The sequence below is a fragment of the Achromobacter sp. SD115 genome (assembly GCF_017355315.1).
GTDB lineage: Bacteria > Pseudomonadota > Gammaproteobacteria > Burkholderiales > Burkholderiaceae_B > Achromobacter > Achromobacter xylosoxidans_B.
On sequence record NZ_JADIJM010000002.1, the window covers coordinates 467,563 to 485,978 of the forward strand.

General features: G+C 67.3%; 16 protein-coding genes. 6 read left to right on the top strand and 10 right to left on the bottom strand.

The features are described from left to right. Nucleotides 1–152 precede the first annotated feature (152 nt). From IPU70_RS04445 to IPU70_RS04470, 6 genes are all read right to left on the bottom strand, one after another. Nucleotides 153–1,028 carry a DMT family transporter gene (locus IPU70_RS04445; RefSeq protein ID WP_207465246.1) on the bottom strand — a complete coding sequence of 292 codons (876 nt, stop codon included), beginning with the start codon at nucleotides 1,026–1,028 and terminating at the stop codon, nucleotides 153–155. A gap of 373 nt (nucleotides 1,029–1,401) precedes the next feature. Next, nucleotides 1,402–4,026 (bottom strand): AAA family ATPase, encoded by a 2,625-nt coding sequence (locus tag IPU70_RS04450; RefSeq protein WP_207465248.1) that lies wholly within the window; start codon nucleotides 4,024–4,026, stop codon nucleotides 1,402–1,404. After that, a complete protein-coding gene (locus IPU70_RS04455) occupies nucleotides 4,023–5,150 on the bottom strand; it encodes a DNA repair exonuclease (RefSeq protein WP_207465250.1) in 1,128 nt (375 codons plus the stop codon). The genes IPU70_RS04450 and IPU70_RS04455 overlap by 4 nt, the downstream gene beginning before the upstream one ends. Nucleotides 5,151–5,196: 46 nt before the next feature. Further along, nucleotides 5,197–6,990, bottom strand: a complete 1,794-nt coding sequence (locus IPU70_RS04460) for an acyl-CoA dehydrogenase family protein (RefSeq protein ID WP_207465252.1) — start codon at nucleotides 6,988–6,990, stop codon at nucleotides 5,197–5,199. 73 nt (nucleotides 6,991–7,063) lie between these two features. Continuing rightward, nucleotides 7,064–8,290, bottom strand: coding sequence for a CaiB/BaiF CoA-transferase family protein (locus tag IPU70_RS04465; RefSeq protein ID WP_207465254.1), 1,227 nt, complete (start codon nucleotides 8,288–8,290; stop codon nucleotides 7,064–7,066). Between the two features lie 36 nt (nucleotides 8,291–8,326). Beyond that, entirely contained in the window at nucleotides 8,327–9,295 is a 969-nt protein-coding gene (locus tag IPU70_RS04470; protein ID WP_371818866.1) for a Bug family tripartite tricarboxylate transporter substrate binding protein, read from the bottom strand. Between the two features lie 190 nt (nucleotides 9,296–9,485). Between IPU70_RS04470 and IPU70_RS04475 the strand changes: the two genes are divergently transcribed. Further along, nucleotides 9,486–10,370: a LysR family transcriptional regulator gene (locus IPU70_RS04475; protein WP_207465257.1), complete on the top strand. Its 885-nt coding sequence runs from the start codon at nucleotides 9,486–9,488 to the stop codon at nucleotides 10,368–10,370. A gap of 82 nt (nucleotides 10,371–10,452) precedes the next feature. On the opposite strand, the gene IPU70_RS04480 is transcribed toward IPU70_RS04475, so the two are convergent. Further along, a complete protein-coding gene (locus IPU70_RS04480; protein WP_207465259.1) occupies nucleotides 10,453–11,754 on the bottom strand; it encodes a D-amino acid dehydrogenase in 1,302 nt (433 codons plus the stop codon). Between the two features lie 135 nt (nucleotides 11,755–11,889). Between IPU70_RS04480 and IPU70_RS04485 the strand changes: the two genes are divergently transcribed. The 5 genes from IPU70_RS04485 to IPU70_RS04505 all read left to right on the top strand — a co-directional run bounded on the left by IPU70_RS04485 (nucleotide 11,890) and on the right by IPU70_RS04505 (nucleotide 14,421). Further along, nucleotides 11,890–12,357, top strand: a complete 468-nt coding sequence (locus IPU70_RS04485) for a winged helix-turn-helix transcriptional regulator (protein WP_013394098.1) — start codon at nucleotides 11,890–11,892, stop codon at nucleotides 12,355–12,357. A gap of 127 nt (nucleotides 12,358–12,484) precedes the next feature. After that, nucleotides 12,485–13,144: a DUF502 domain-containing protein gene (locus tag IPU70_RS04490; protein WP_207465357.1), complete on the top strand. Its 660-nt coding sequence runs from the start codon at nucleotides 12,485–12,487 to the stop codon at nucleotides 13,142–13,144. Between the two features lie 33 nt (nucleotides 13,145–13,177). Further along, nucleotides 13,178–13,423, top strand: a complete 246-nt coding sequence (locus IPU70_RS04495) for an RNA-binding S4 domain-containing protein (protein WP_207465262.1) — start codon at nucleotides 13,178–13,180, stop codon at nucleotides 13,421–13,423. Nucleotides 13,424–13,457: 34 nt separating this feature from the next. Then, a complete protein-coding gene (locus IPU70_RS04500; protein ID WP_013394101.1) occupies nucleotides 13,458–14,033 on the top strand; it encodes a restriction endonuclease in 576 nt (191 codons plus the stop codon). A 13-nt stretch (nucleotides 14,034–14,046) separates the two neighbouring features. After that, complete coding sequence (locus IPU70_RS04505) at nucleotides 14,047–14,421, top strand: DUF2784 domain-containing protein (protein ID WP_207465263.1); 375 nt, start codon at nucleotides 14,047–14,049, stop codon at nucleotides 14,419–14,421. Between the two features lie 10 nt (nucleotides 14,422–14,431). Here IPU70_RS04505 and IPU70_RS04510 read toward each other — a convergent pair whose 3' ends face one another. The 3 genes from IPU70_RS04510 to IPU70_RS04520 form a co-directional block, all read right to left on the bottom strand. Beyond that, entirely contained in the window at nucleotides 14,432–15,559 is a 1,128-nt protein-coding gene (locus IPU70_RS04510) for an acyl-CoA dehydrogenase family protein (protein ID WP_207465265.1), read from the bottom strand. Between the two features lie 136 nt (nucleotides 15,560–15,695). Further along, nucleotides 15,696–17,513, bottom strand: coding sequence for a glycoside hydrolase family 15 protein (locus IPU70_RS04515; protein ID WP_207465267.1), 1,818 nt, complete (start codon nucleotides 17,511–17,513; stop codon nucleotides 15,696–15,698). Nucleotides 17,514–17,516: 3 nt separating this feature from the next. Next, nucleotides 17,517–18,338 (bottom strand): SDR family oxidoreductase, encoded by an 822-nt coding sequence (locus IPU70_RS04520; RefSeq protein ID WP_207465269.1) that lies wholly within the window; start codon nucleotides 18,336–18,338, stop codon nucleotides 17,517–17,519. Between the last annotated feature and the right edge of the window lie 78 nt (nucleotides 18,339–18,416).

An 18,416-nucleotide genomic window follows, 5' to 3' on the forward strand; every position in this document is an offset into this window, starting at 1 on the left:
ACATACTAATCAGTATTTAGTGAGTTGAACGAGAACATACTACTTGGTATTTTTCTTAGATACCTGGGGAAAACCCGGCGTATGCGAACGAGGCCCCACAGGCGAACGCCAGTTCGCCCGTGGGGTGTTCCATCAACCGCTGACGGCCGCAGCTATGCGGCTTTCGCCTGCGGCGCCGGGTTGCGCAACACCAGCATCAGTCCCAGCAGGATCGCGCCCATTCCGCCCAGGCTCAGCGCCGACAGGCGGTTGCCCAGGATCAGGTAATCCAGGGCAGCGGTGCCGGCCGGGACCAGATAGAACAGGCTGGTGACGTTGACGAGATTGCCGGCCTGGATCATGCGGTAGAACAGCAGGGTCGCGCCGACGGATATCACCAGCCCCATCCAGATCAACGGCAGGACGAAGCCCGTCACCCACTCCACATGCATAGGCTGAAACGGCACGAACAGCAGGCACAGCGCCAGGCTGACGAGGTACTGCAGCGGCATGACGTCCATGGGCGCCTGACGCACGCGCTTCTGCAGGATGGCGCCCGTCGTCATGCAGACCAACGCGGCCAGCGCGAAGACCATGCCGGCCGCGGAAAAGCGCGCCATGCCTATGCTCTGGTAGACCACCATCACCAGCCCGCACAGCGCCAGGAACAGGCCGGCCAAGCGCGGCAGTGAATAACGCCGCTCCATCAGCGCCAGCGTCAGGATGGGCTGTGCGCCCAGCAGCGTGGCCAGCACTCCCGGCGTGATGCCGTGGTCCAACGCCAGCAGATAGCAGATGGAATACCCGCCGATCAGCAGCAAGCCCGTCGCCGCCACCGTCGCGCGCGTGCCGCGCTCGGGCAGCCAGCGCCGCCGCCATACGCAGATCAGCAGCAATACGGCCAGGGCCAGGATGAAGCGCAGCAGCAGGAAGCCGAAGGCGGAGGCATGGGACAGCCCCCATTTGGCGAAAATCGCGCCGCCGCTCCACAGCAGCACGAACAAGGAAGTGGAGCCATAGGAGGTCCACGCGTTTCTATCGAAAGACATGAGGTTTCTACCTGTCGGGGTATTAACAGGCTCCGGTCCCGTCCGCGCAGGCGCACGCAAGCGTGCGCTAGACGGATGCAATACGCATCAAGACGTCTGGCAAATCTGCTGGGAAAGAGACTGGAGTCGCGTTGCGGACGGCGTCAGCCGACGACGACCGCGCAAGGCGGGTAAGCGCCCGAGACCACGCCGCAAGGCGGCGCGACCGGCGGCGATACCACCGTGGGCACGACAGGAGAAAAACCGGGGGAAACTGCGGAGTGCCGCGACGACACGCGCGCACGCCGATCGGCTGCGGAGGCAGCGGATGCGAAGTCGGCGAGGAACGTGTGATCAGGCATGGGGCGTAGCCTACCGTCTGCGCGCAACGCGGTCAAGCGATGCGCCGCTGCTCCACGCCCATGTCGCGCCACGCTTCGCCATGGCAGGTGAACATCAGGATCTGGTGCCGCGTGGCCGCGTCGAACAGCGCGCGCTTCATGAAGTCGCGGCGCGCGTCGTCCGTATGGACCAGTGCGTCGTCCAGCAGCAGCAGCGTCGGGCGCCCTGCTTCGCGCAGCAGGTCCGCGTAGGCGAAGCGGGCCAGGATGCCCAGTTGCTCGCGCGTGCCGAAGCTGAGCGCGGACAGCAGGTCCTCGCCGCCGGCGCGCCGCAGCGCCATGGGCAGCAAGGCTTCGTCCAGCCGCAGGTCGGCCTCGGGGAACAGCAAGGCCAGGTAGTGGTTCAGCCTGCGGGCCAGCGGCGCCTGCAGGCGCTGGGTCGCGGCGGCGCGCTTGTCCGCCAGCAGCTTCTGCAAAAGCTCCAGGGCGGCCGCACGCCGGGCGAAGTCGCCGCGCCGCCGTTCCAGGCGTTCGCAGGCGGCCTCGGCTTCGGACAGGCGCTCGCCCAGCCCTTGCGCGCCCGCCTGGTCCAACTTGCCTTGCAGCTGCAGGATTTCGCCGTGGCGCTTGTGCTGCGCATCGCGCTCGATGGCGGCGGACTTCTCGTAGCGCTGGACATCCTGCTCGACCAGTTCGGGGCGATGGCCGGCCAATGCGGCCTGCGCTTCGCGCACGCGGCGCTCCAAGTCGTCGTGGCTGCTGCGCGCTTCGGCGAGCCTGCCGGCGCGGGCTTGGCGTTGCGCGCCGCGCTCGGACGACTGGAGTTCGGCGCCGCGGGCGGCGGCCTGGTTTTCCAGCAATTGGGCGCGCGCGCCGTCCGCGTCCAGGGCGCGCTGCGCGGCGGCCAGCGCGGTCTCGGCTTGCGCCGCGACCGTCTCCGCTTCCCGCAGGGCCTGGAGCGCGGCGGGCAGATCGCCGCCATCCGCGTCCTGCACGGGAGGCAGCTTGCTCAACCGTTCCTGCAACTGCGCACGGCGCGCCAGCGCGTCGTCGCGCTGGCCACGCAGGACGTCCACGCCCTTGGGCGCATGGATGCCCAGCGTCTTGCGCATGCCGTCCAATTCGCGCAGCAAGGCGCCATGGCGGGCGTAGCGCTGCTCGGCCTGCGCCAGGGTCTCGACGTCCAGGCGCTTGAACAGGGCCGCGCAGGCCGCTTGGGCCGCGTCGACTTCGCGCTTGAGCGCGGGCAGGTCCTGGCCGCCCGGTTCGATGCGCAAGCGCCCCACGCCCGGCAGATCCAGTTCGGCCGCGGCCGTCAACAAGACCTCATCGGCGCCGCTCAGGATGCGGCCGTCCAGCCGCGCTTGTGCGCCCGCATCCAGCTGGTAGGACAGGCGCGTGGCGCTGGCCTGTTGCCGCAACTGCAGATTGGCCAGTTCGCGCTCGCGCTTGCGCAGCGCCTCGATATCGGCATCGGCGATTTCGATCCGCATGGTCTCGGCCTTGAGCGCGGAGCCCTGCTCGATCAATGCGGTCACTTCCTTCAAGGCGCCGTCCAGGCGTTCGATCTCCGCGCCCAACTGGACCAGTTGATGCTGCAGGTCGCGCCGGTCGGCCACAGCCTGCACCGAGGTCACGCGCAAGCGCGCCGCGTCCACCGCGGCGGCGTGGGTCTGGCGCTGCTGCTGCGCGCGCGCCAGCGGCTCGCGCGCGGCTTCGACCCGGGCGCGCGCGGCGCGGGCCTCGTTGACCAGGGACTGGAGTTCGGCCTCGTCCTGCTGGTCGCGCCGGACCTGGTCCTGCAACAGCGCCAGCGTCTGCGCGGCTTGCGCCTGTTCACGGCGCAGGCCTTCGAAGGCCTCGCGTTCCTTGGCCAGGGCCGCCAGGCGCGAGCGCGCCTCAGCCGCCTTGGCCTCGAAGTCCTTCCAGGGTTCGCCAGCCTGGGCGCGTTCATGGTCACGACGCAATTCGGCCAGGCGATCCACGTCGGCGTTCAGCTGCGCCATGGCTTGCGCGCACTCGTCGCGTTCGGCCGCGGCGCGCGCGAGCGCGTCCTCGGCTTCCTTGTAGGCGCCCTTGGGACGGCCGTTGCGTGCGTCCAGCAGCGCGCCGCGCTCGGCGGCCACGCGTTCATACAGGCGGTCGCCATCGCCGGAAGCCAGTTCGCCCGACAGCTGCGTCAAGGCGTCGCGCAGATGCGCGCCGGCATGACCGGCGGCTTCCTGCAGGTTGTGGCCATCGCCCTGCTGAATCCACAACAGGCCGGGGATGCCCGCCAGGTCCGGCTTGCTTTGGCCGCGTCCGGGCAATTCAAAGCCCAGCAGCGCGGCCAGCGCGTTCTCGGCTTCTTCGCCGTCCAGGCGCTGCGCGCCGCCGTCGATCAGCAGTTCGCAGCGGGCGCGCGACAGAAATTGCTTCTTCAGCACATAGCTGTGGCCAGCATGCGTGAATTCCAGTTCCACGCTGGGCCGCGCGCCGGACTCGCCGTGCGGCGCCAGGTCGGCGACCTTGCTGGTGCTGTAGCGTTCGAGGAAGGCGGAACGGATGGCCGCCGCCACGGTGCTCTTGCCAGCTTCATTCGGACCCACGAACAGGTTCAGGCCGTCTTGCAGTCCTTCCAGCGCCATGGGCTGGCGGAACTTGCGGAATTCTTCCAGGGCGATGCGCGAGAGCTTCATTTGGCGGCTCCCGGCGCGGCGCTTTCGCGCTGGAACCGCAGCAATAGCCGCAAGGCCTCGCCGGCGACCGCGGCTTGGTCCGGGTCCGACTGCAATGCCTGCAATTGCGTCGCCACTTCGCCCACATAGCCGTTGGCGCGCAGTTCGGCCAGGTCGGCTTCGTCTGGTTCAAGCAACAGGCCGGACAAGTCCGGCAGCAGCGCGCGCACCTGCGCCGCGGCCTGGTCCACGGCGCGTTGCAGCGCCTCCCAGGTTTCCATGTTGACGTGCCCTTGCACCTCCAACCGCAACACGTCCTCGGCGCGGAGCTCTGCCATGCGCCCGGCCAGCGCCTGCGCATCGGTGGGCAGGCTCAGCGTTTCCGACCAGGCCGACCAGCGGTACTTGCCCGTGGCCACGCGTTCCACGACGGGCACGGCACCCGGCGCGGCTATACGCACGTGCAGCGTGTAGCCGGGCTCGTTGCCGCGGAAGCGGTCCTGCTCCGGCGTGCCGGCATACCAGGTGCGCTCGTCGATGGACAGGCAGCCATGCCAATCGCCCAGCGCCAAGTAGTCCAGGCGCGCCCGCGCCGCGCGGTCCGGGGCGATGGGATTGGTAGCGTCTATGGTGTCCGGCAGGCGGCCCGCCACGCTGCCGTGCGCCAGGCCCACGCGGATGCGGCCGGCTTCGGTTTCCAGCGCGTCAAAGGCCTGGGTCACGTCGTCATAGGTATGGCGCTGCGTCAAGGGCGCGGCCAGCACGGCAAGATTGATCGCCGCCAGATCGACCGCGCCGGTGCGCAGCGGCACGTGCACGTTGGAAGGTATGCAGTCCAGCTGCATCGCCCGGCTCCAGACGCTGTCGGCCAGCGCCGCGTCGTGGTTGCCGGCGATCATGACCCAGGGTCCGGCGTAAGCCGCCATGGCGGCGAACAGCCGGCGTATCGTGCGGTCCGACACGCCTTGCGTATCGAACACGTCGCCCGCCACCAGCACGGCGTCCACGCCGCGCTCGGCGGCCAGCGCCGCGATGCGGGCGACAACGTCGAAGCGGGCCTCGGCCAGCATGGCGGCGTCGTCGGTTTCAAATTGGCCGTATTGCCGCCCGATCTGCCAATCGGCGGTATGCAGGAAATGGGTCATGCGCGGAATTGTAAGAGCAAGACCCAGCTTGTGGCGGAGTTCCCCTTCAGGCAGGCGAAGCCAGCAACGGCAAGACCTGCGCCAACGTCAAGGGCGTTTCTTGCAGCATCAGCCTGTCGCCCTGCGTCTCGCCGTCCTGGGCCGCGTCACGCAAGGGATCGGCCGGCAGCAGGTAATGGCGCAACACGGTGTCGGCAAGCAGCAGGCGCCTCGCATCCACGCCAGGCTGGCAGCTCTCCCAGGCCATGAATGCCGCGGCCGACACGTAATAGAGCGCCGACGCCGCGCGCCGCACCTGCGCCTCGTGCTTTTCGTCCGCCCCCACAGCCTCGGCCAGGCCGACGGCCCGGCGCAGGCAAGCCCGCAAGGTGGCGCGCCACGCGGCAGGCAGGGCCGCCGCTTGCTCGATCCGGCTTTCCAGCAACGCAGACAACGCCTCGTGCGCCCGCTCCTTGCGCACGGCGCGCTGGATGGCGTCGAGCGCATTGATGTTGCTGGTGCCCTCCCACAGCACGCCGATATGCGCGTCGCGCACCAGCCGGGCATTGATGAAGTCCTCGATGTAGCCGTTGCCGCCGCGTACCTCCATCGCGCCGGTCGCCACGCTGACGTTGTCGCGGCAAGTCCGCAGCTTCAACAGCGGCGTCAGCAGGCGCAGCACCGGCGCCGCGGCCGTATCGCCCTCTTGTGCGCGGCGCATGATGTCGGCGGTGGCCATGACCATGGACAAGGCCGCTTCCGTCGGCGTCAGCAGTTTCAGCAATTGGCGGCGCAGCAGCGGATAGGCCATGACATCGCGTCCGAACGCGTGCCGATGCCGCGCCGCCAGCATGGCCTCGTTGAGGCAGCGGCGCATCATCGCCGCCGCGCGCACGCCATGCGACAGACGCGACAGGTTGACCTGCTCCATCATGTGCTTGAGCCCCTGATCCACCTGCCCCACCAGGTACGCCTGCGCGCCTTCCAGCCGGATTTCTCCGCTGGCCATCGACCGCGTGCCCAACTTGTCCTTCAGGCGGACGATGCGATAGGCGTTGCGGCTGCCGTCTTCGAGGCGGCGCGGCATCGCAAACAGCGCCAGCCCGCGCGTGCCTGCGGGCGCGCCTTCCGGGCGGGCCAGCAACAAGGCCACATCCGCGTCCGTGTGCGAGCAGAACCACTTTTCGCCGTGCAGACGCCAGGTGCCGTCGACCTGGCGCGCAACGGTCTCCAACGCGCCCACGTCCGATCCTCCAGCTTTCTCCGTCATGAACTGCGTGCCCTTCCAGAGCGTGTCCGGGTCGCTGGACAGCATGCGGGGCAGCAGCTTTTCCTGCAGGGCCGGACTGCCGAACTTCCGGATCAGATGGATCGAGGTGTCCGATACGCTGATGGGACACATCTGGCCGAATTCGGCCTGGACGAACAGGTACTGCAAGGCGTACTTGGCCACGGGCGGCAGCGGCGCGTCGCAACCCAGCACGCCGGCGCGATGGCTCATGGCATGGAACTGGAAATCGGCGAAGGCGATGTGTTCCATTTCCTGGTAGGCCGGGTGGTACTCGATCCAGTCTTCGTCTTCGCCCCAGCGCGTGCGCGGATGCAGCACCGGCGGGAACTTGTCCGCCACGGTGGCCAGCGCATTCAGGCGCCCCCCAGCCAATTGCCCCATGCGCTGGAACTGCGGCAGCAACTGGGCATGCGCGGCCTCTGGCACGTAAAGCCTCAGCAGATCCTGCAAGCCCCGGTCCAGCGCGTAGAAATCCTGGCCCGCGCAATCGGGCGCAAGGAAATGCGAACTCTGCGAGGACCGCTCGGGACGCGGGCGGACGTATTCGTCGTATCTGGCGAGAAAAGGCATAAGCAGCTCCTGAAGGTCGTGGTTCGACACCGCGCCCCCAATCGGCGCGGACGCGTGATTCGAAAATGGAAAGTCAGATGACGCCGGCCGCGCGCAATTCGGTCAGGGTGGATTCCGACAGCCCGAGACGCTGCGCCAGCACCTCGCGGGTATGCTCGCCCAGCACCGGCGGACCCGCGCGATGGTCCAGCGGCGTCGCCGAAAAGCGCATGGGGCTGGCGATACTTGGGCAGGTCCCGCCCGTGGATAGCGGCAGATCGACCCGCAAGCCCCGATGCATGACCTGCGGATCGGTGAACGTTTCGGCAAAGGTGTTGATAGGTCCGCAAGGAACCCCCGCGCCTTCCAGCCGGCTCTGCCATGCCGCGCTGGTATCCGTCGCCATGATTTCAGCCAGCAAGGGCAGCAGCGTGTCGCGATGGGTCAGGCGTCCGCTGACCTTGGCGTAGCGCGGATCCTGCGCCAGGTCCGGCCGCTGGATCTCCTGGCAATAGGCCGCGAACTGGCTGTCATTGCCCACCGCCACGATCAGGCGCCCATCCTGCGTGTCGAAGACCTGATAAGGCACCGCGTTGGCATGCGCGTTGCCGTAGCGCCGGGGCGTCTTGCCGGACACCAGGTAGTTGACCGCGGGGTTGCTGCCGAACGCCAGCACGCAGTCCAGCAAGGCCATGTCGATGTGCTGCCCCTGCCCGCTGCGTTCGCGCCACGCCAACGCGGCCGCAATCGCCAGGCTGGCGTACATGCCGGTGGTGATGTCCGCCACCGCGACTCCCACCTTCTGGGGACCCGCGCCCGGCAAACCATCGGCCTCGCCGGTGATGCTCATCAGGCCGCCCATGCCCTGGAAAATGAAGTCGTAGCCCGGCCGGTGGCGATACGGCCCGGTCTGCCCGAAGCCGGTGATCGAGCAATAGACCAGGCCGGGGTTATCCGCGCGCAGGTCTTCGTAGCCCAAGCCATAGCGCGCCAGCGTGCCGACCTTGTAGTTCTCCACCAGCACGTCCGAATCGGCGGCCAGGCGGCGGATGATGTCCTGGCCTTCGGCGGTGGAGATATCCACGGTCACGGATTTCTTGCCGCGGTTGGTCGAAGCGTAGTAGCCGGAATCCTCGCGCGGCTGGCCGCCGGCATCCGGCATCCAGGGCGGCCCCCAGCCGCGGGTATCGTCGCCCGCGCCCGGGCGTTCGATCTTGGTCACGTCGGCGCCCAGGTCGGCAAGGTTCTGGGTGCACCAGGGGCCTGCCAACACGCGGGTCAGGTCCAGCACGCGGATATGGGATAGCGGTTTGATGGTCATGTATGTGTCTTGGGTCTCGATGCCGTTGCGGCGCAGTCAATCGATGCGGATGTTGGCGTCCTTGATGACCTGCCCGTAGCGCGCGCTTTCCTCGCGCATGTAGGCGCTGAAGGCCTCGCCGAAGTAGCCCACCGGCTCGCCCCCCGAACGCAGCAGGGCTTCGCGCACATCGGCCTGGGCCATGACCTGCTCGATCGTGCCGCTCAGCGACTTGACGATGGCGGGCGGCGTGCCCGCCGGCGCCAGGATGCCGACCCACGCGGACATCTTCATGTCGGGATAGCCCAGCTCCGCCGTGGTCGACAGTTGCGGCAGCACCGCGGAGCGCTTGTCGCTCATGACGGCCAAGGCGGTCAGCTTGCCGGCCAGGATCTGCGGCAAGCCGGTGAACGCGGGCTCGAACGTGACGGAGACTTCCCCGCCCATCACCGCCGCCTTGGCCGGCGCGCTGCCCTTGTACGGCACATGCAGCAGATTGATCTTGGCCCTGGACCGCAGCATTTCGCCCGCCAGGTGCGCGGTCGAACCGGCCCCGTAGGACGCGTAGCTGAATTCGCCCGGCTTGGCCTGGGCCAGGGTCACGAACTGTTCCAGCGTCTGCGCGGGAACCTTGGGGTTGACGACGATGACGCTGGGCGTGCTCGCGATCAAGGCGATCGGCGCAAAGCTCTTGACCGCGTCATAAGGCAGCTTCGGGTACAGCCAGGGATTGATGGTCAGCGTGGTGTTGGTCGCCGCCAGCAAGGTGTAGCCGTCCGGCTTGGCATTGGCGACCATTTCCGCGCCGATGATGGTGGCCGCGCCCGCGCGGTTTTCCACGATCACGGGCTGGCCCAGCCGTTCTCCCAATTTCTGGCCGATGACGCGGGCCACCACGTCGGTCATGCCGCCCGCCGAGTACGGCACGATCAGGCGGATCGGCATGCGGGGATAGTCCTGGGCTTTTGCGGCGCTGGCGGCTAGCAATGCGCTGGCGGCCAACGCGGTGAGGATGGAAATACGCACGAGAGTCTCCTTGGGGGATCGCGGGTCTGTGCCCGGATTCATTGCCGCATGTCTCTGCGGTGAAACCCATTATTGGCAGCGTGATTTTTCTCGTCCAATATATTTTTTTGTGCTATTCATACCGATATTGGATCAATCTTTTCCAAGCTGCCCGAGCGATCCGGCGTCCTTCCCATCCGCGAGCCTTCCCATGGATCTGCGCCAACTCCGCTACTTCGTGGCCGTCGCCGAGGAGCTGCATTTCGGCAGGGCCGCCAAGCGCCTGGCCATCAGCCAGCCTCCCCTCAGCTTCAACATCCGCCAGCTGGAAGCCTCGCTGGGCATGGAACTGCTACGCCGAACTACCCGCGAAGTGGCGTTGACCGAGGCGGGCAAGGTGATCTATCGGGAAGCGTTGAAGCTGCTGGCGCTGGCGCGCGATGCAGAGGAACAAGCGCGGCGCGCGGCCAATGGCGAAGCCGGCGCCGTGCATATCGGATTCGTGGGCTCGTCGTTCCTGACCCGGCTGGCCTCGGATGTGCGGGCCTACGCCGTGGCGCGTCCCGAGGTCGAGGTCGTCCTCTATGAACTCAGCAGCTACGAACAGATCGACGCGCTGCAACGCGGCCAGATCGATATCGGGATCGTGCATCCGCGGGTCATGCCATCCGGCGTCTCGTCGCGCGTGCTGCACCGCGAAGACTTCGTCTGCCTGCTCCCGGCCACGCATCCGCTGGCAGCGCTCGAAACGATAGACGCGCAGCAGTTGCAGCACGATGACTTCGTGCTGTTTCCGCGGGACTTTTCGCCGGGCTACTACGACAAGATATTGGCGCTATGCCTGCAGGCCGGTTTCACGCCGCATATCCGGCACAAGGTGCGCAACATGTTGACGATCGCGACCTTGGTCTCACATGAGTTCGGCGTGTCCCTGGTCCCGGCCTCGCTGGGCAAGGTGCAATTGCCGAACCTGGCCTGCCGTCCCCTGACGCATGCCTCGACCCCGTCGGACCTGCGCGGCATCTGGCGCCACGACGAAACGCAGCCTGCCGTGCTGGCGATGCTGGAGCAATTGGCGCAACCGCAACACCCATGAAGCCAGAGGCCCCGCCGACGTTCTGTGCTGGCGGGGCCTCCACAGGGCCAGGCTTGCGGCCCGGGCCAGAGAAAAACAGGAATCAGGCGCTCTTGCCGTCCAGCACCAGCGACTGGTTGGACGCCGCCTTGCGGTCGTAGCGCGACAGGTCCAGACCGTCCGTGCGGATGGCGGGACGCTGGCCCATGACCTGGTCGGCCACCAGCTTGCCGGAGCCGCAGGCCATGGTCCAGCCCAGCGTGCCGTGGCCCGTGTTCAGGTACAGATTGCCGTAGCGGGTCGCGCCGACCACCGGCGTGCCGTCCGGGGTCATCGGACGCAGGCCGGTCCAGAACTCCGCCTGCGCCACGTGGCCGCTGCCCGGGAACAGGTCGTTGACGACCAGTTCCAGCGTCTTGCGGCGGGCCTCCTTCAGACGCAGGTCGAAGCCCGTGATCTCGGCCATGCCGCCGACGCGGATGCGCTGGTCGAAGCGCGTGACGGCGATCTTGTAGGTTTCGTCCAGGATGGTCGACACCGGCGCGGCCGATTCGTCGGCCATGGGGATGGTGAGCGAATAGCCCTTGAGCGGATACACCGGCAGGTCCAGGCCCAGCGGCGCGAGGAAATCGCGCGTGTAGCTGCCGAAGGCGGCGACGTAGCGGTCGGCGGTCAGCACTTCGTTGCCCACGCGCACGCCGGTGATCTGGCCGCCAGCCGTGTTCAGGCCCGACACCGTCTGGCCGAAGCGGAACTCCACGCCCAGGCCCTTGGCCAGTTCGGCCAGGCGCGTGGTGAACAGCTGGCAGTCGCCGGTTTCGTCATTGGGCAGGCGCAGGCCGCCCGACAGCTTGTGCAGCGAACGCGCCAGGGCCGGCTCGGCCGTCACCAGGCGGTTGCGGTCCAGCAGTTCGTAGGGCACGCCCACTTCTTCCAGCACGGCGATGTCGCGGCGGGCGGCTTCCAGCTGGGCCTCGGTGCGGAACAGCTGCAGGGTGCCGCGGGTGCGCTCTTCGTAGTGGATGCCAGTGGATGTACGCAATTCGCGCAGGCAATCGCGGCTGTATTCCGACAGACGCAGCATGCGTTCCTTGTTGACCGAGTAGCGTTCGGCGGAACAGTTGGCCAGCATGGCCGCCATCCACTTGAGCTGGAACAGGCTGCCGTCCAGGCGGATGGCCAGCGGGGCGTGCTTCTGGAACAGCCACTTGATGGCCTTCAGCGGAATGCCGGGCGCCGCCCAAGGCGTGGAATAGCCCGGCGACACCTGTCCGGCGTTGGCGTAGCTGGTCTCCTGCGCCGCCGCGGGCTGGCGGTCCAGCACCGTGACTTTGGCTCCCTGACGGGCCAGGTAATAGGCGGTGGTGGTGCCGATGACGCCGCTGCCGAGGACGATGACGTGCATGATTCTTTCCGATGATTGGTTTTGTTCAGGAATTTCGGTAGTCTATGGGCCTCTCAGTAGTGAAAAGCACTGAAGATTTTTCTTTGGCAGTGCTTTTTCCCGGCCCCCTTCTGTTTTTCGATCGCCAAAAGTGAAATGCGCGAGCTAGACCGTATCGACCTGAAAATCCTGGATATCCTGCAGCGGGAAGGCCGGATTTCCGTGACCGAACTGGCCGACCGGATCAGCCTGTCGGCCACCCCGTGCTCCGACCGCGTCAAGCGCATGGAGCGCGAAGGCGTGATCACGGGTTACCATGCGCGCGTCAATCCGGCGGCGCTGGGCAAGAACCTGCTCGTATTCCTGGAGATCAAGTTGTCGGCCAAGTCCGGCGACGTGTTCGACAAGGTCAAGAAAGAGCTGCTATATGTGCCCGAAGTCATGGAATGCCACCTGGTATCCGGCGACTTCGACTACCTGGTCAAGGCCCGCCTGACTGAAATGAACGAATACCGCCGTCTCCTCGGCGAAATCCTCAAACGCCTGCCCGCGTCCGCCGAATCGCGCAGCTACGTGGTCATGGAGGAGATCAAGGAGACCCTGTACCTGCCTGTGGACCGCTAGGCGCGCGCCGCCTGCGCGGATTGCACGCCGATTGTTACCGGTCGGGTCCGCGCTGGCTGCTATGCTGGCGGCCCTTCGGCGCGTGCCTATGCCGCGTAATCCGACCCTAATTTATTTGCCTATGTCTATGACCCGTCTCTACAAGTATTTCTTCCGCGGCCTGATCACGGTCCTGCCGCTGGCCCTGACGATCTACCTGCTCTATATCTTCCTGGCCTGGACCGAAGCCGTGGCGCTGACCTTCCTGCGCCCCTTCATCGGCGGGTTCTACGTGCCGGGCATGGGCCTGGCGCTGGGCATCCTGGGCATCCTGGCCATCGGCTACCTGGTGTCCAAGGAGCGCGTGCAGCGGGTGCTGGTGTTGCTGGAAATGCCCTTCACCAACCTGCCGGTGGTCAAGAGCATCTACTCGTCCCTGAAGAGCTTCGCGGATTATTTTTCGCCCAGCTCCAAGAACACCGCCCAGCAGGTCGTGATCCTGCGCGTGCCGGGCCAGCAGCTGGAACTGGTGGGCCTGGTCACCCGCCGCAACATGGAAGGCCTGCCTGAAGGCTTCACCCAGGGTGAGCGCGTGGCCGTGTACCTGCCGATGGGCTACATGATCGGCGGCTATACCGTGTTCGTGCCGCAGGAATGGGTCCAGCCCATCCAGATGTCGGTCGAGGAAGCCATGCGTTCGTCCCTGATCGCCTGGATGGCGCGCGCCGAGAACAACAACAGCCGCCCCACCGCGCAGGAGCCTCCCGCCGAAGCCCCGGGCGGCGCCAACGGCAGCGGCCAGGCCTGAGCGCCCCACCCTTACCTCCACGACAGACCAGACATGCCCATCATCGAATTCACGCTGGCCGAAGGCAGCCCCTATATTGAAGTGAACCAGCTGCTCAAGGCCACCGGCGTGTGCGACAGCGGCGGCGCGGGCAAGATGCTGGTGGCCGAAGGCCACGTCAGCGTGGGCGGCGCGGTGGAAAGCCGCAAGACGGCGAAGATCCGCGCCGGCCAGATCGTCACCTGCGGCGACGTGCGCATCGTCGTGCGCGCCGCCGACGCCGGTGGCCAGGACGCCTGAAGCCCACCCTCCCCAAGCATCACCGCGAGCCGCCATGAAATTCAAGATGTCCCAGAACTCCATCTTTGCCGTGCTGCTGCGCTCGCCCTGGTGGATGAGCGCCGGCGTGGCCGTGCTGCTGTCGGCCGCCGGCTTTGCCGCGCTGCCGCTGGAGTACGCCGCGATGGGCGTGTTCGCGGCGGTGCCGTTCGCGGTCATCGCCATCATGGCGGCCTACAAGCAGCTGCGCTCGCCCTCGGGCGCGCGGGTGCAGGCCGTGGCCGAGGCCGCCGCCGGCATGTCCTGGGCCGACTTCTCCAAGACCGTCGAAGCAGGCTTTCGCCGCGACGGCTGTGAAGTGCAGCGCCTGCAATTGCCCGGCGCCGATTTCGCGCTCACCAAGGACGGCCACGTCGCCCTGGTCAGCGCCAAACGCTGGAAAGCCGCCCGCGTCGGCGTCGAGCCCTTGCGCGAGCTGCAGGCGGCGCGCGAGAAACGCGGCGCGCGCGAAGCCATCTACATCGCGCTGGGCGAGGTTTCGGACAATGCGCTGCAATACGCCAAGTCGCAGGGGGTGTCGCTGATGATGGCGCCCGAGCTGGCCAAGCTGCTGCGAGACCTCAAGCCCTGACCTCGATGCGGCAATGAGCTACCGCCTGCTTGCCGACCTCGTGCTCATCGTGCACGGCCTCTTCGTCGCCTTCGTGGTGTTCGGCGGACTGCTGGCGTTGTGGAAACGCTGGATCGCCTACCTGCACCTGCCGGCGCTGGCCTGGGGCGCGCTGGTAATAGGCATGGGCTGGATCTGCCCGCTGACGCCGCTGGAGATTTCGCTGCGGCAGCAGGCCGGCCAGCAAGGCTATGGCGGCGGCTTCATCGAACACTACGTACTGGCACTGATCTACCCCGAGGGCATCACCCGCGCGACGCAGATCGTGCTGGCGACCTTGCTGATCGTGGGCAATATCATCGTCTACACGATGTGGGCACGGCGCGGCCGGCGCCAGCCGGCCGCCTAGGCCGCACCGTTTACAAGCCTCGGGCGATCACCAGGCGCTGGATATCGCTGGTGCCCTCGTAGATCTGGCAGACGCGCACGTCGCGATAGATCCGTTCAACCGGGAAATCCTTCAGATAGCCGTAGCCGCCCAGGGTCTGGATGGCGGCGGAGCATACTTTCTCGGCCATTTCAGAGGCGAACAGCTTGGCCATGGAGGCTTCCATCAGCGCGGGCCTGCCGGCTTCGCGCAGCGCCGCAGCGTGCAGCACCATTTGCCGCGCCGCGTGGATCTGGGTGGCCATGTCTGCCAGGCGGAACGCGACGGCCTGATGCTCCATGATCGGCTTGCCGAAGGCCTGCCGATCGCGCGCGTAGTCGCGCGCGCACTCGAATGCCGCCCGCGCCATGCCCACGGATTGGGATGCGATGCCGATACGCCCGCCTTCCAGGTTGGACAGCGCAATCTTGTAGCCCTCGCCTTCCGCGCCAAGGCGGTAGGCGGCCGGGATACGCATATCCTCGAACGCGATCTGGCAGGTGTCCGAAGCATGCTGGCCCAGCTTGTCCTCCACCCGCAGCACCTTGTAGCCCGGAGTGTCGGTGGGCACGATGAAGGCGGAGATGCCGCGCTTGCCGGCCTCGGGGTCGGTCACCGCGAACACGATCACGACCTGGCCGCTGCGCCCCGACGTGATGAACTGCTTGGCGCCGTTCAGGATGTAGTCCTCGCCGTCGCGGCGCGCCCGGGTGTGCAGGCTGCTGGCGTCCGACCCGGCCTGCGGCTCGGTCAGCGCGAATCCGCCGATATGCTCGCCGGTTGCCAATGGCCGCAGGAACTGCTCTTTCTGCGCGTCGGTGCCGAATTTCAGGATGGGCATGCAGGCGACCGAATTGTGCACGCTCATGATGGTGGAGCAAGCGCCGTTGCCGGCCGCGATTTCCTCCAGCGCAACCGCATACGAGATATAGCCGCTGTCATTGCCGTCCCAGGCTTCGGGCACCAGCATGCCGAAAAAGCCCAGCTGCGCCATTTCGGCGATGGCGTCGGCGGGATAGCCGTGGTCGCGGTCCCAGTGCTCCGAGTTGGGCGCCAGGCGCTCCTGCGCGAAGCGGCGCGCCATTTCCTGGACGCTGAGCTGTTCTTCCGTCAAAAGCATGTTTGTCTCTCCTGGGTGCGGTGGCGGCCGATACACGGCCTGCTCTGTTCTGCAAGGTCGGGCCCGCCAGGCGGGCGCCGCATGACCGCCAGAATACACTGCGGCGGGCACGCCTCCGGCCACGCTGCGCGCCGGCCTATTCGCGCGGCGCATCCTGCTCGGCGCGCTGACGCGCCGGGCCGCTCGCGCGGCTCAGGTTGTACGCGGTATTCACCAGTCCGATGTGCGAGAACCCTTGCGGAAAATTGCCGACCAGGCGGCGCCGGCCGACGTCGTACTCCTCCGCCAGCAGGCCCAGGTCATTGCGCAGCGCCAGCAGATGCTCGAACAGACGTTCGGCATCGTCGATACGCCCCTGCATGACATAGGCGTCGGCCAGCCAGAAGCTGCAGGCCAGGAACACGCCCTCCTCGCCCGGCAGGCCGTCGCTGGCGTGCTGGGTGGAATAACGCAACAGCAGGCCGTCGCGCAGCAGTTCGCGTTCGATGGCGCGCACCGTTCCCGTCACCCGCGGATCGTCCGCGGGCAGGAAGCCCACTTGGGGAATGAGCAGCAGGCTGGCATCCAGTTCGTCCGATCCGTAGCTCTGCACGAAGCTGCCGCGCGCCGGGTTGTAGCCATGCTTGCAGATGTCCGCGCGGATGCGGTCGGCGAGGCGCTGCCATTCGTCCTTCGGTCCGCGCAGGCCGAAGCGCTCGCAGGACTGCACCGCGCGGTCGAAGGCGACCCAGCACATCAGCCGTGAATGCGTGAAGGCGCGGCGCTCGCCCCGCACTTCCCAGATGCCATGGTCCAGGTCCTGCCAACGGTCCTTCAGCGGCTCCAGCAGCACCTTCTGCAGGCGCCAGGCCTCGGCCAGCGGCGCCAGGTCGGCCGCGCGTGCGGCGTACAGGGTTTCGATGAGCTCGCCATAGATGTCCAGCTGGCTCTGGCCAGCGGCGCCGTTGCCGCGCCGCACCGGCAGGCTGGCCTCATAGCCCGGTAGCCAGGGGATTTCCAGTTCAGGCAGCCAGCGTTCGCCGGCGATGCCGTACATGATCTGCAATTGGTCCGGATGCCCGGCCACGGCGCGCAGCAGCCATTGGCGCCAGGCCTCGGCCTCTTCGCGGTAGCCGGCATTGAGCAAGGCGTATAAGGTCAGCGCCGAATCGCGCAGCCAGCAATGCCGGTAGTCCCAGTTGCGGCTGCCGCCCAAGGCTTCCGGCAACGAGGTGGTGGGCGCGGCGATGATGCCGCCGGTGGGCTGGAAGGTCAGCAGCTTGAGCGTGATCAGCGAGCGCACCACGGCATCGCGCCCTTCATCGCTGCCCTCCCAGCGGCAGCGCTTGGCCCACTCCTGCCACCAGGAGATGGTGCGATCCATGCTTTCCACGCGGTCCGGCACGAAGTGCGGCGTGCGGTGCGAACGGTGATAGGACAGCGTGAACGGCACCACCCGCCCCGGGTGCACGGTGAAACGCGCCGTGGTCGTGAGTTCATGCCCCGCCAGGTCCACCGGCGTATGCAGCTCCACCGCGTCCGGGCCGGCAATGGCGCTCAGGCCATAGTCGCGCCGGCGCACCCAGGGAACGGCCTGCCCATAGTTGAAGCGCAGCGCCATCTCCATGTCCATCTGCACGTGCCCGGATTCGCCGCGCACGATGCGCACCACATCGGCGCGCTCATCGTCGTCGCTCAGGGGCATGAAGTCGTATAGCAGCGCCGCGCCCGAGCTGGTCTCGTAGCGCGTTTCCAGCACCGCGGTATCGGGCACGTAGCGGCGCGATACCGTGTATTTCCGCGCATGCGGGGCGATGCGCCAATGACCGTGCCGTTCATCCCCCAGCAACGCCGCGAAGCACGCCGGCGAATCGAAGTGCGGCAGGCACAGCCAGTCGATGGAGCCATCGCGTGCCACCAGGGCGGCCGACAACATGTTGCCGATCAACCCGTAGTCTTCCAGGGGCTTGGACATGGTCTAGCCCGCGCCCCGGAACTCGGGATACAGCGTCATGCCGCCGTCGACGAACAAGGTCGTGCCGGTGACGTAGTCCGACGCGTCGCTGGCCAGCCATACCGCCGCGCGCGCCACGTCTTCGGGTTCGCCGATGCGGCCGTAGGGAATCAGCTTCAGCAGCCTGGCCAGGCTTTCCGGCGTATCCCAGGCCGGCTGGTTGATGGCGGTGCGTATGGCCCCCGGCGCGATGGAATTGACCCGTATCCGGGCCGGTGCCAGTTCCTGCGCCAGCGATTTCATCAGCATGGACACGCCGCCCTTGGAGGCTGCGTAATTCACCTGGAAGGCCCAGGGGATGACCTCGTGCACGGAACTGATGAAGAGGATGTTGCCCGTCGCCAGCCCCTGCCGCGCCGGGTCGGCCGGCTGCGACTGGAACAGCCGGGCCGCGGCGCGCGCGCACAGGAACTGCCCCGTCAGGTTCACGTCGATGACGCGTTGCCAATCGGCCAGCGTCATGTCGGCGACCGGCGCTGGATGCTCTATGCCCGCATTGTTGACCAGGATGTCCAGCCGTCCGTAGTGCTGCAGCGCCTGCGCGAACAGGTGCTCCACCTCGGTCTCTTTGCTGACATCGCCGGCCGCCGTGACGGCCGAACCTCCCTGGCGCTGTATCGCTTCGGCGACTGCCGCCGCGCGCCCCTGGGAATCGCCGCCCGCGCGATGATTCACCACCACCCGCGCGCCAGCCGCGGCCAGCCCGATCGCGGTGGCGCGGCCTATGCCGGAGGACGCCCCTGTCACCACGGCCACCCGGCCGCGCAGTTCACTCGGGTGATGCATGCCTGCCTCCCTGGCGGCCGCTACCCATCGTGGCCGGCCGCCGCGTGTAGAAAGTCCAGGGTAGTCCCGCGCACAGGT